At 38.5% G+C, this 13776-nt stretch carries 11 protein-coding genes; 10 read left to right on the forward strand and 1 reads right to left on the reverse strand.

Annotated elements, in window-relative coordinates:
• Positions 1 to 61: 61 nt before the first annotated feature.
• From F0Q01_RS09360 to F0Q01_RS09405, 10 genes are all read left to right on the forward strand, one after another.
• Positions 62 to 652 carry a manganese efflux pump MntP family protein gene (locus F0Q01_RS09360; RefSeq protein WP_090488353.1) on the forward strand — a complete coding sequence of 197 codons (591 nt, stop codon included), beginning with the start codon at positions 62 to 64 and terminating at the stop codon, positions 650 to 652.
• A gap of 9 nt (positions 653 to 661) precedes the next feature.
• On the forward strand, positions 662 to 1642 hold the full coding sequence (locus F0Q01_RS09365; RefSeq protein ID WP_090488355.1) for a calcium/sodium antiporter: 981 nt from the start codon (positions 662 to 664) through the stop codon (positions 1640 to 1642).
• A gap of 63 nt (positions 1643 to 1705) precedes the next feature.
• Positions 1706 to 2062, forward strand: coding sequence for a zinc ribbon domain-containing protein (locus F0Q01_RS09370; RefSeq protein WP_090153324.1), 357 nt, complete (start codon positions 1706 to 1708; stop codon positions 2060 to 2062).
• Between the two features lie 10 nt (positions 2063 to 2072).
• On the forward strand, positions 2073 to 4046 hold the full coding sequence (gene metG / locus F0Q01_RS09375; protein ID WP_090488357.1) for a methionine--tRNA ligase: 1974 nt from the start codon (positions 2073 to 2075) through the stop codon (positions 4044 to 4046).
• A 154-nt stretch (positions 4047 to 4200) separates the two neighbouring features.
• Positions 4201 to 4986: a TatD family hydrolase gene (locus F0Q01_RS09380; RefSeq protein ID WP_090488359.1), complete on the forward strand. Its 786-nt coding sequence runs from the start codon at positions 4201 to 4203 to the stop codon at positions 4984 to 4986.
• A 2-nt stretch (positions 4987 to 4988) separates the two neighbouring features.
• A complete protein-coding gene (gene rsmA, locus F0Q01_RS09385) occupies positions 4989 to 5843 on the forward strand; it encodes a 16S rRNA (adenine(1518)-N(6)/adenine(1519)-N(6))-dimethyltransferase RsmA (protein ID WP_090488361.1) in 855 nt (284 codons plus the stop codon).
• Positions 5844 to 5876: 33 nt separating this feature from the next.
• Positions 5877 to 7496, forward strand: a complete 1620-nt coding sequence (locus F0Q01_RS09390; protein ID WP_090153331.1) for a GGDEF domain-containing protein — start codon at positions 5877 to 5879, stop codon at positions 7494 to 7496.
• An 8-nt stretch (positions 7497 to 7504) separates the two neighbouring features.
• On the forward strand, positions 7505 to 9925 hold the full coding sequence (locus F0Q01_RS09395; RefSeq protein WP_090488363.1) for a YhgE/Pip domain-containing protein: 2421 nt from the start codon (positions 7505 to 7507) through the stop codon (positions 9923 to 9925).
• 27 nt (positions 9926 to 9952) lie between these two features.
• Positions 9953 to 10318 (forward strand): hypothetical protein, encoded by a 366-nt coding sequence (locus F0Q01_RS09400; RefSeq protein ID WP_090488365.1) that lies wholly within the window; start codon positions 9953 to 9955, stop codon positions 10316 to 10318.
• Positions 10315 to 12495: a YhgE/Pip domain-containing protein gene (locus F0Q01_RS09405; protein ID WP_090488367.1), complete on the forward strand. Its 2181-nt coding sequence runs from the start codon at positions 10315 to 10317 to the stop codon at positions 12493 to 12495. Before F0Q01_RS09400 ends, F0Q01_RS09405 begins: the two co-directional genes overlap by 4 nt.
• Here the strand turns inward: F0Q01_RS09405 and F0Q01_RS09410 are convergent.
• On the reverse strand, positions 12487 to 13776 hold the full coding sequence (locus F0Q01_RS09410; protein WP_090488369.1) for an alpha-amylase family glycosyl hydrolase: 1290 nt from the start codon (positions 13774 to 13776) through the stop codon (positions 12487 to 12489). The two genes, F0Q01_RS09405 and F0Q01_RS09410, sit on opposite strands and share 9 nt — an antisense overlap.

The raw sequence follows: 13776 nt of genomic DNA on the forward strand, positions 1-13776 counted from the left end.
TGTAACCTTTGGTTGCACGTGGGTCTTTTTTGGTATGAAAGGAAATGTATAAGGAGACAAAATGACAGTATTTGATATTTTCTTGTTCGGAGTTGGATTATCTATGGATGCTTTTGCAGTAGCTATTTGCAAGGGACTTGCCATGAAAAAAGTAAACAAAAAGCAATGTTTTTTGATTGCTTTATTCTTCGGAGGCTTTCAGGCCTTGATGCCGTTACTAGGGTTTATTCTTGGGAACACATTTGCAAAGATGATTGTTGCTTATGACCACTGGGTTGCATTTATTTTGCTTCTCTATGTTGGCGGTAAAATGATAGTGGAAGCTATTGGAGAATGGAAGGATAAAGACTGTGCTACAGAAATGGATCCACCACTTGATTTAAAGGAGCTTACTTTACTTGCAATTGCAACTAGCATAGATGCTCTTGCTTGTGGAATTACATTTTCTTTCTATGACGGATTCAATATAATAAGAGCTATAGCAATCATAGGTGCCACAACATTTGCAATATCAACAGGTGGCGTTTATGTTGGAAATATATTTGGAAGTAAGTTTAAGGCAAAAGCTCAGCTAGTAGGTGGAGGGATTTTGATTTTCCTTGGCGTTAAAATTTTGCTTGAACATACAATGGGAATTACACTTGGATTTTAGGAGGATATTATGGTTACATTTTTTTCAACAATACCAGGGGCATTGATACTTCTGTTGGTAGGTTTTGTATTTTTGATTAAGGGTGCTGACTTTTTTGTAGAAGGAGCATCTGCAGTTGCTAAAAAGCTTCATGTGCCAGCTCTTGTTATCGGTATGACAATCGTAGCCATGGGTACTTCTCTTCCAGAGCTTTCTGTATCTGTTACAGCTTCCATTGCCGGAAGCAACCAGTTAGCTATAGGAAATGTTGTTGGTTCTAATATTTTCAATCTTATGGTTGTGCTTGGTAGCTGTGCATTGTTCTCAGCTCTTGATGTAGCAGATGACACAATAAAGAAGGATTTTCCATTTTCTGTTGGCTGTGTGATAGCCCTTGTAGCTATGGGACTTATTGGTCATTCAGTAGGACATATTGATGGCATAATTCTTTTAGTTGCTTTTGCATATTTCTTGTACAGCATGCTTAAGGCAGCAAAGAAATCTCGCAAGGAAGCAGCAGAAAATGATGAAGAGGCAGAAATAGTAGACATTCCTGTATGGAGATGTATTGTTTATATTATTGGTGGTGCTGTAGCTATTAAGTTTGGTGGAGACTGGGTTGTTAGCTCATGCTCTACTCTTGCTCTTAAGTTTGGCATGTCAGAGACACTTGTTGGTCTTACAATTGTGGCCCTTGGCACATCCCTTCCAGAACTTGTAACATCTGTTGTTGCAGCTAGGAAAAATGAGCTTGATATGGCTATAGGAAATGTTGTTGGTTCGAATGTATTTAATGTCTTACTGATTCTTGGAACAGCAGCTGCCATCTCTCCTATGAATTACCTTACAGTAAATGCAATTGATGCATTTATTCTTATTGCATTTTCAGCGATTGTATGGATTATTTGTGCTAAAAAGAAAAAGCTTACTCGCCCACATGGTATTTTGATGTTGGCTCTTTATGTTGCTTATTTAATTTATATCATCATAAGAGACGGCGGTGTAGCATAAAACCGGCACTTGTGTTAAAATCAAAAGGTTTAAAGGGGAATTTTGAAAAAGGGAGGTAGTCTAATGGGTATTTTTGATGATCTTTCAGATAGAATTGCACATACTACTAACGATATTGGTAAGTTTGCTCAGAATGCTTCTGATATGACTAAGCTTCAGTATGACAAAAAGGTCAAGGAAGCTGAGCTTCTTAAGCTATACGAAAAGCTAGGCAAAAAATATTACGAAGAACATAAGGATGAAAACATGGATGAGGTGAAAGAAATCACTGCTGTCATCCTTAGAATAAAAGAATTAAATGATGATATCATGTCACTTAAGGGAGGCACAGCCTGTCCTAAGTGTGGCGCTTTAGTCAAAAGCGGCTCCAAGTACTGCAGTGCTTGTGGGGAAAAAATAGACGATTATTTTGAAGATTAGGAGTTTAAAAATGGGTAACAAAGGCAATTATTACATTACTACAGCTATTGCTTACACATCTGGTAAGCCACATATCGGAAACACATACGAAATCGTACTGGCTGATTCGATTGCACGTTTCCGTCGTCAGGAAGGATATGATGTATTTTTCCAGACAGGTACAGATGAGCATGGTCAGAAAATCGAGCTCAAGGCAGCAGAAGCTGGTATTACACCAAAGGAATTTGTTGATAATGTTTCAGGACAGGTTAAGTCAATCTGGGATTTAATGAATACATCTTATGATAAGTTCATCCGTACAACAGATGAGGATCATGAGAGACAGGTTAAAAAGATTTTCAAGAAGCTCTACGACAAGGGCGATATTTATAAGAGTTCATACGAGGGACTTTACTGTACACCATGTGAGTCTTTCTGGACTGAGTCACAGCTTGTAGATGGTAAGTGCCCAGATTGCGGTCGCGAGGTACAGCCAGCTAAGGAAGAGGCTTACTTCTTCAAAATGAGCAAGTACGCAGACAAGCTTATCGATTACATCAATACACATCCTGAGTTCATTCAGCCTGTATCTAGAAAGAACGAGATGATGAACAACTTCCTTCTTCCAGGTCTTCAGGATTTATGTGTAAGTCGTACATCATTTACATGGGGAATCCCAGTAGATTTTGATCCAAAGCACGTAGTTTACGTATGGCTTGATGCCCTTACAAACTATATCACTGGCATTGGTTATGACTGCGACGGTGAGTCATCTGATAGATTCAAGGCTTTATGGCCAGCAGATCTTCACCTTATCGGAAAGGATATCATCCGCTTCCATACAATTTATTGGCCAATCTTCTTGATGGCACTTGATCTTCCACTTCCAAAGCAGGTATTTGGTCATCCATGGCTTCTTACTAAGGCTGCTGATGGTGGCGATGACAAGATGTCAAAGTCAAAAGGAAATGTTATCTATGCAGATGAATTAGTTGATTTCTTTGGCGTAGATGCTGTTAGATATTTCGTTCTTCACGAGATGCCATTTGAAAATGATGGTGCTATCTCATGGCCACTTATGGTTGAGCGTGTTAATTCTGATCTTGCAAACACACTTGGTAACCTTGTAAACCGTACAATCTCTATGAGCAACAAGTATTTTGGTGGTGTTGTAGAGGACAAGGGTGTAGTCGAGGATGTTGATGCAGATCTTAAGGCAGTAGTTACTGGCACTGTTGCATCAGTTGAGTCAAAGATGGCTGAGCTTCGTGTTGCAGATGCTATTACAGAAGTATTCAATCTCTTCAAGAGATGTAACAAATATATTGACGAGACAATGCCTTGGGCACTTGCAAAGGACGAGGCAAAGCAGGACAGACTTGCAACAGTTCTTTACAACCTTGTAGAGGGTATCTCAATTGGTGCTACTCTTCTTAAGGCATTTATGCCTGAGACATCAGAGAAAGTACTTGCTCAGATTGGTGCTAAGGAGATTCCTTACGATGAGCTTTCTACTTTCGGTCATTATGTAAATGGAAACAAGGTTACAGATGCACCAGAGATTCTCTTTGCTCGTCTTGATCTTGATGAAGTTATGGCAAAGGTTGCTGAGCTTCACCCAGCACAGCCTGAGGAGGCAGATGCTGATGAAGAGGAAGGCATCGATATCGAAGGCAAGCCAGAAATCACATTTGATGATTTCATGAAGTTACAATTCCAGGTAGGTAAAATCGTATCTTGCGAGGCAGTTAAGGGCTCTAAGAAGCTTCTTTGTTCACAGGTTAAGATTGGTTCTACAACAAAGCAGATTGTATCTGGCATTAGCAAGCACTATTCTCCTGAGGAGATGGTAGGCAAAAAGGTAATGGTTCTTGTTAACCTTAAGCCAGCTAAGCTTGCAGGCGTTCTTTCAGAAGGAATGCTTCTTTGCGCAGAGGATGCTGAGGGCAATCTCTCACTTATGACACCAGAGCGCAACATGCCTAACGGAGCAGAGATTTGTTAAGAGAGTAATGTGGTTAGTGTGAGAAAATCAGACTAAGCACAGTAGAAATAGCATGTAGTTAACAACTTCCAAGTTTGCTGGAAGTCACATGTAGTGACTGTAAGCAAATTTGGGATTGTTAACATAACATGCGAGAGATAAATTGAGGTTATGAATGATTTTTGAGACACATGCTCATTATGATGATGAGAAGTTCGACGGGGATAGAGTCGAACTTCTTTCGCATTTATTGAAAGAAAATAATATTGGAAATATTGTTAATGTGGGAGCTAGTTTCAGGGGATGCAAGGACAGCCTAAAGCTGGCTGAGTCCTATGACAATGTCTATGCAGCAATAGGTATTCATCCAGAGGAAATAGATGAGGCATCTGATGGGGTGTTGGAGTGGCTTAGAGAAAATGCCTCAAATCCAAAGGTTGTAGCTATTGGAGAAATAGGCTTAGACTACTATTGGGTCAAGGACCCTGAGGGTCGAGCAAAGCAGCACATCTGGTTTGATAAGCAGATGGATCTTGCAAAAGAGGTAAATTTACCTGTAGTTATTCACTCTAGAGAGGCTGCAGAAGACACTTTTAACACAATTAAGAGTTATAATACACAAGATGTCAAAGGTATTGTCCATTGCTATTCTTATTCAAAAGAATTAGCATTAGAGTATGTAAAGATGGGATGGTATATAGGTGTTGGCGGCGTTGTCACATTTAAAAATGGCAAGAAGCTTGTTGAGACCGTTGAAGCAATCCCTCTTGAAAATATAGTCCTTGAGACAGATTGTCCTTATATGGCACCGGAGCCACATCGCGGTAGCCGCAATTCATCCATTTATTTAAAATATGTAGCAGAGAAAATTGCCCAGTTAAAAGGGGTAAGTGTAGAGGAAGTGGAAAGAATCACTTACGAGAATGCTCTTAGAATTTATTCAAAATGTAAAAGGAATTAAGAATGGCTTATTTAAGTAATCCAACATATACAAAGGCAGTCCTTGAAGCACACGGATTTTCCTTTCAAAAAAAATATGGTCAGAACTTTCTTATAGATGGTAATGTTCTAAATAGCATTATCGATGCAGCAGGAATTACAAAAGATGACTTTGTATTAGAGATTGGCCCTGGAATTGGAACAATGACACAGCGTCTTTGTGAGGAAGCTAGAGAAGTTGTTGCCGTTGAAATTGATAAGACCTTGATACCGATTTTAGATGATACTCTATCAACATATAAGAATTGGTCGGTAATTAATCAGGATATTTTAAAAGTAGATATTAACAAGCTGGCCCTTGAGAAAAATGGCGGCAAGCCAATAAAGGTAGTTGCTAATTTGCCTTACTACATCACTACCCCAATCATAATGGGATTGTTTGAAAGGCATGTTCCACTTGAATCCATTACTATTATGATTCAAAAGGAAGTGGCAGATAGGATGCAAGAAGGTCCTGGTTCCAAGGAATATGGAGCCCTTTCTCTTGCAGTTCAGTATTACAGCAAGCCAGAGATTGTATGTGAGGTACCACCAAGCTGCTTCATGCCACAGCCAAAGGTATCCAGCACTGTTATTACACTTAAGTGTCACAATAATCCACCAGTTGAATGCGATGAGAAGCTACTGTTTCAAATAATTAGAGCTTCATTCAACCAGCGAAGAAAGACACTACAAAATGGTCTCAGCAATGGTCTTCATTATTCAAAGGAACAGATTGCCGAGGCAATTGAAAAGGCGGGCTTTAGCCCAACTATCAGAGGGGAGGCACTTTCGTTAGAGGAATTTGCTAAATTAACGAACGTATTAAAAGAGTTATAAGCTATCAAACTATACATTTGGAGAGCAGAAGACATGGATGTCCGAAACTACAACAGAGAAGTTCAACTTCTCATAAGTGAAATCCAAAAGAATAGAGGTAAAGATCCAGCAGCATTACTATCTGCCTGTGATAAGTTGTTAGCATATGGCAAGAGTATTAAAGATGATGCTTTGATAGGCTACGCCTTTTTTTCAAAAGGTGAGACTTATTATCTCTTGAATGACGCCTCTAATTTCTATTCTCAGATGTTATCATGTATGGGTCCTATGGAGCATGTTAGGGAATGGGGCTATGTTGCTATGGCCAATAACATGCTAGGCATTGTTTCTCTTAATAGAGGCAATGCGCCATTTGCCCTTGATTATTTCATAAAAGCAATCAGCATTTGTCAGGACTACTCTCTCCCTGACATTGAGTGGATGATTCATATGAATCTAGGCTCACTTTATCTAAACATAGAGGAATATCAAAAAGCTATTTCCCACACTGAAATTGCATATAGACATCTTCTAGATAATTATTCAGTGGATGATTATATCGAAAATGCCACTGCTATCATGCTTGGAATGGGTCGAGCTTATCTTAAGCTAGATAGAGAAGATAAATATCTAGAGATAGAGAAAAAGCTTAAGACAGAGTCGTTGCCATATTTACAGGATTTGGACAAAATCGTTATTTATTGTTTTTTTGCTAGAGTTCATCAGGCTATTGGAGAGGCAGATGCCAGAGACTACTGGATCAATATGGTCAATGAGAATGCCAGCACTAGCATGCCTATTTTGGATGTATTTGATGATTTTTACGATTATTTGCAGATGCTTTTGGCTATTGAAAAGTATGATGATTTCTTTAAAGCATACTCTGTTTTAGATGACTTAACAAAACACACCTCAATTAAAAATCTAGAGAGAAAGCTTTTAACGCTAAAAATCAGATACTACCGTAAGGTAGGACAGATTGAAGAATATAAAATTGCATCTGTTCTCTATTTTGAGCTCTCTGAATTTATGGAGCGAGAGAATCGTTTGATGGTTAGCAACATGATTGTTATGCGCAATTCGTATATGGAGCTTACACAAATCAACCGAAAAGTAGAGGAAGAGAATACATTTCTACAAAAACGTTCAGAGACAGACCCTCTTACAGGGATGTATAATAGGTTGAAGTTGAATGAGTACAGTGAGGAAGCTTTTGAAAAAGCCATCATTAATCGTTCATCAATAGCCGTAGAGATTTTAGATATCGATTACTTCAAACAATACAATGACAATTATGGTCATCAAGCAGGTGATGATTGTATTAAATTTATAGCTTCAACTCTTCTAGAATTATCGAAAGAAGATCGAATATTCACAGCTAGATACGGTGGAGACGAATTCGTGGTAATCTACGAGGGCTTTACCAAAGAGGAAGTGGAGAATAAGGTTGATAATCTAAGAAACATGATCTATAAGGCAAATTGGGAGCACAGATTCTCCCTTAGCGATGACAGGGTAACCATTTCTCAAGGCATCTGCTATGGAACGCCTGAAAGTGATACTACCCTATTCGCATATTTGCAGTTGGCGGATGAGATGCTTTACGAGGTAAAGCAGGAGAGCCGTAACAATTATAAGATCTGTGATGCTGCGGAGAGAAATACTAAAAAGTAGGGGAAAGTATGAAAACCGTTAAAAAGATATTCTTTGATGATGTTATTAGCCTGATAAAGAACTTTTTTGCATTGACTATAGTGGTAGGAATTTGTTTTCTTCCTGCACTATATGCTTGGTTTAATATTTATTCTAACTGGGACCCTTATGCTAATACAGGGGCTCTTAAAATTGCAGCAGTATCCCTTGATGAAGGATTCACTGATGATGAGGGTGAGTACCACAATCAAGGAGATACTATCATCGAGAATCTTCACGAGAATACAGCCGTAGACTGGCAGTTTGTAGAGACTTCAGACGAGGCAATAAACGGTGTGTATAGCGGCAAGTACTATGCAGCAGTTGTAATTGATAAGCAGTTCACTTACAACATGTATAATGTCTTAACGGAGGAGGTTAATCGACCTACTCTTCTTTTCTATGAAAATCAAAAGAAAAATCCAGTAGCAACTAAAATTTCAGATACTGTAGTTCAATCTTTGCAGAACAACATTAATGTAGCTTTTACAGAAGTTGTTGTCAGCAGGGTTTTTTCTAGTGCTTCTGATGTCTCAGCTGATTTAGAAGAAAAAGGCGGCTTGGATGAAACCATCGAAAAGCTAGAGTCTCTAAGTAATGATTTAAATGGATATCAAAATACAATTACAGAGATTATTGATAATGACGCTCAGCTACAGGCAGCTCTTCAGCAGGCTAAGACGGATGCAAATAATATTCAACAACAGGCTCAATCAGCAGCCAATGCAGTAGCTAGTTCCGCTTCTGTTTCTCAAAATGCCAATGTAACTTTAAGCAGCTATGCAGATGATATTAACAGTGCTATCAATCTTATCAACACAAAGGCGTCAGAGATTAATCAGTATCTTGATATTGCAGCAGCATCTAATGATGCAAAAGTAATTGCTGACAATATAAAAATGGCCCTTCAGAAGATGGCAGAAATAGAGCTTATTACCGCAAATTTACCTAATAACTTGGGAGATATAGTATTTGAGCAGGCTAAAAGCGATATTTTAAGCAAGCTTAATAATGCCCAGTCGGCTTTGACTATAGCGGCAGGTCCTTTGCAGACATTATCAGATAATCTAGAAAGCATATCTGCAACACTAGAGGCACTAGGTATTACAGGACTCACCCAAGAGCAGATACAGTTTTTATATTCAGTAGGTATCATTGATGAAGCCACTTATCAAAAGATTGTTCAGCTTTCAGATGTAGAGGCACAAAAGGTAGAAATCCAGAATATCATCGGAAAGATAAATGCATTAAATTCCGAAATTAACAACCTAATTGAATTGACTAACAGCGTAAATTATGAGGATATCGATACATCGAAAATTCAAGAAAAGCTAGATAAAATTAATAGTATAGATACAGAAAAATTGGCTTTACTTGGAGAACAGAAGCTAAAGGAAATAGTGTCAAATATTAAGACTAATAGCGATGGTCTTGAAAATCTCATAAAAACACAGTTGAGGGATAAAGTATCAGAAGGTCTTACATCTTTGACAGGAACACTTAACAACACAAATGCCCTACTTAATTCTGTGGGAGAGACTTTTGGAAATCTAGTAGTAGTTTTCAGCGCAATCGACAATACCATTGACTGTGCAAATACTAGTCTTGATAAAACAAGAGAGGCTATTGTCTACGTAAATGGCAGATTAATAGATGTAATAGATCAGGTTAAAAACGCTGCATCAAATGAAAAGATATCTGTGCTTGTAAACGCCCTCTCCGGTGACCCAGAGGTATATGGCAAGTTCTTCTCTACTCCAGTAGAGGTGGTTACAGAGGCAGTTTATCCTGTGGAGAATTATGGTTCAGCTGTTGCACCATTCTATTCAACCCTCGCATTTTGGGTTGGTGCACTTATTCTAACAGCCATCATCAAGATAAAGCCAGATAAAGACAAATACCCAGATGCGTCTGCAAGACAATTATATTTCGGAAGATATGTCCTTTTCTGGGTATTAGGACAAATTCAAGCAGTTATTATTGTGCTGGGAGACTTTTTCCTCCTTCATGTACAATGTATTCATCCTGGACTATTTATGCTGGCGGCCTCAGTAATAGCAACAACCTTTACCATTTTGATTTATTCCATTGTAGTTACTTGGGGAGATGCAGGAAAGGCTCTTGCAGTAGTAATTGTAGTCATACAGATTGCCGGAAGTTCAGGTACTTATCCAATTGAGTTGTTACCTGACTTCTTCAAAAAAGTATATATCTTCTTCCCTTTCCCATACGCAATCAACGCAATTCGTGAGTGTTTATGTGGAATGTACGAATTAGATTACCTTAAATACTTAGGATGCCTAGGTATATTTATAGCAGTGTCCCTTGTAATTGGTTTATTAATAAGGGTTCCATTTGAATCTCTAAATCATTACATGGAAGAGAGAATGGAAGACACTGAGATGATGTGAGGGTGGAGTTATAAAAAGGGAAAAGAAATGAGTAAAAACAAAGAACAAATAGTATATGAAAAATTCTTAGAACTGCAACAGGAGACACATCTTAAAAATCAAAGAAAAATAAGGGTGGGTCTTAAGGTAAATATCTTATTGCCACTTGTATTTCTTGCTATTAGTTTTATTAGCAATCGTTCAAAATTGGTGTTTCTTGTGCTTTGGATTGCATCCCTTTTTGGAATAGCATTCTATCTTCTCTATGTGGAATATATGGATTTCAAGCTTCAAGAGCAACTAAAGGAACTTGGAATTATGGAGGAAGAGGCAGAGGCACAAGCCCTTATTGGTGAAGAGGTCCTTCAGAGTATCGATGAGATTAAATCTATGGGGGAGAAGCTAAAACGATGATTAATGTGATCAAGATAATAGTCGCAGACATAAAAAGATTATCGGTAAATGTTGTGGCCATGGTAGTTATCATAGGCCTAACGGTAATTCCATGCCTATATGCCTGGTTTAATATTCTCTCCAACTGGGATCCGTATGGTCCTGATGCAACAAAAAATCTTCAGGTTGCTGTAGCATCTTCAGACCAGGGCATTGTTATTGGAAATTACGAGTTAAATGTTGGCGAAATAATCATTTCAAATTTAAAAGAAAACACAACAATTGGTTGGGTTTTTACTGACACAGCTCAGGAAGCTATAAGTGGAGTATATTCGGGAAAATACTATGCTGCTCTTGTAATTGACGAGGAATTTAGCGCCGATATGATAAGTTTCTTGGGAGGAGAAATAGAAAATCCTGTAATTACTTACTATGAAAATGACAAGAAAAATGCCATTGCCCCTAAGATAACAGGTAAGGTCAAAACTGCAATTGAGCGAGAAGTAGACCATGCATTTGTGGGCACTATGGCTGAGGTGCTATTAAACGCCAGCGAATACTTTGCCACCCTTGATGAGCAAGGAAATATTACAGGTCAGGGAATAGAAAAGCTTGAGCAGTTAGATTCGGATTTAAATGGACTGATTGCTATATTGGATTCTTATATAGCGTTATCCGATGCTGCTGATAGCATTACAGAAGCGGGCCAGGCAGTGGCAGATAGCGCAGGTTCCATTACCTCTCTTGCAGGCCAGATGGCTGAGAATGCGCAAAATACCGGAGCAACAGCCCAGGCAGATATTCAGAAGCTAAAAGATGAAATAGATAAAAAAGTTGGAGACATAAACAGTAAGTTTAGCAATGTGGATGCATCTATAGACACTATTAATAATGCCTTAAACAGCATATCATTTGGCAATATAGATACAACTCAGTTGCAATCAGAAATCAATTCCATTCAAAAAGCATGGAAAGATGAAGAAGGAAAAGGTCTTTATCAAATGCTTGTCGATGCCAAGGACTTTATTCCTGGAGCGGATGCTCAGCAAATCTATCTTGCTACTATAGCGCAAATAGATGGAGAGGTATCCAATCTTACTACTGATTTAAACAATCTTGTCAGCGCTTCTGCAAAAACAGAGGCTGAGTTTAACGAGGCAAAGGAAAAGCTTACAAAAGATGTGGCTACAGTTTTAGCTGACACAAAAACAGTACGAGATGATTATTTAAATAAGATTTCACCTCTAGAGCAGACTGCCATTAATTCAGCAAGCTCTACAATAACTGAGCTTGAAAAGCTTTTAAATTATAATGCACAGAGTATTGATTTGGTTATTGATAATCTGGAGAATTATGCAGATTTGATTAATCAATCAAAGGAAACACTTGTAAAATCAAGAGATGAAGCTGTAGAAATGGAGCGACAGCTAGCCAATCTCATAGCGGATATAAAGGGCGTCAGCGATAATGAGGCCTACCAAAAGTTTATGACTTTGGTACAGTCGGACCCAGAACTTTTATCTGATTTCATCAGCAGTCCAGTTGATATCTCTGATGAGTACATTTATCCAGTAGCAAATAATGGTTCTATGACCGCCCCATTTTATATTGTTCTTTCAATTTGGGTTGGTGCATTAATCATGTCCACAATTCTTAAGACAGCGGTTAAGGACACAAGAGGCATGGAAAATGTTAAGAATTGGCAGTGCTTTGTGGGAAGATTCTTTACAACATTTGTTATAGGTCAGATTCAGACAATAATTACAGTTCTTGGCGCATTTTTATTTGTAGGAATACAATGCCAGCATTACTTCCTGTTTTGGTTGGCGTGTGCATGGACATCCTTTGTATATTCACTACTGCTCTATTCATTTGCATACTCATTTGGAAACATCGGAGAGGCACTTTCCGTAATCCTGATGGTTATTCAGGTAGCAGGTGCAGGCGGAACATTCCCTATAGAAGTACTTCCAAAGGTGTTCCAGGTGCTTTATAAATTTATGCCATTTAACTATTCCATGAATGCAGTCCGAGAGTGTATCGGTGGATTTTATGAGAATACATATCAAAGATGTATGTTGACGTTGATTGTTTACGTAGTGATAGCCGTATTTATAGGTGTTGTGCTCTATCATCCATTTAAAATACTCAATGAAAAAATAGAGCACAGCAAGGAAAAATCAGGAATTCTACTTTAAAAGTTTGCTACCGTGAGGAGGAAGCTCTACATCAAAGTGCTGTCCTCGATAATCAAAGGATAGATGCTTTGTATCTGCAGTATTATTTAGAGCAACGATTACAAAATCATCATTTAAAACGCGGGCAAAAACAAGGGTTTCATTTCTTACCTGCACCTCTTCATAGAGACCGGTTTTAAGCGGTTCCAGATTTTTTCTCAAATCAATCAGAGTTTTGATATGATCAATTAAGTCTGGATTCTTCATAGTTTTAATATCTATAGCGGGCCTGAGAGCATAGTCTCCATCCCCGCTTTTTTTATCCCCTTTAATACCCCACTCACTGCCATAATAAATAGATGGAATACCTGGCATAGTAAATAACAGTGAGTAAGCAGGATAAATATTAGCCTCATCTGTCAAAAGAGTGGCAATACGATTAACATCATGGTTGTCGATGAAATTATAAAGATATTTTCCGGCGTATAGACCGCCTTGTCCCCACTGCCTCTTCATTGCATAGTTAATCTCGAAATAATTGTGGTCATTGTGGCTTGAATAGATGCCCTTCCAGCATTCGTAATTAGTTACAGCATCAAGCATTTCCTCATTTACATAGATGTTGTAATCACCATGAATTATCTCGCCCATAAGCCAGAAACTGGATTTCTTTTGTTCTGTAAAATTTTTCAGACGCTTAAAGAAGCCTCTTTCTATACAGTCAGCTGCATCAAGTCTGAGACCATCAATATCAAACTCATCTATCCACATACCAATGGCATCTAAGATGTGTTTATCTACAGCTTCGCACCAGTGATTAAGCTTTACCAACTCTTCTGCCCTAGCCCAGCACTCATAAGAAAGACCATCATTGTGCCAGTTGTTTCCACCGAAATTAAGCCCGGCAATCCACTCCCTATAAGGTGAGTTTTCTCTATTTTTAAGAACATCTAAAAAAGCAAAATGGCCCCTGCCAACGTGATTAAACACGCCGTCAAGAACCACTCTAATTCCATTTTTGTGGCAAGCTTCTACCACCTTTTTAAAGTCATTATTGTCCCCAAGTCTAGAATCAATCTTGTAATAATCTACTGTATCATATCCGTGTGTGGATGACTCCATAATAGGTCCAAGATATAAAGCATTAACGCCCATATCTGTTAAATGAGGAATCCAGTCAATCAAAGTAAGAATTCTGTGACCGGCAGTCTCCTCTCCCCTATTATCCCTTGGGCAATCAAAAGCGCCAAGCGGATAAATATGGTAAAACACTGATTCCTTAATCCACCCTATATCTCTCAT

This window comes from Pseudobutyrivibrio xylanivorans (genome assembly GCF_010906925.1).
GTDB lineage: Bacteria > Bacillota > Clostridia > Lachnospirales > Lachnospiraceae > Pseudobutyrivibrio.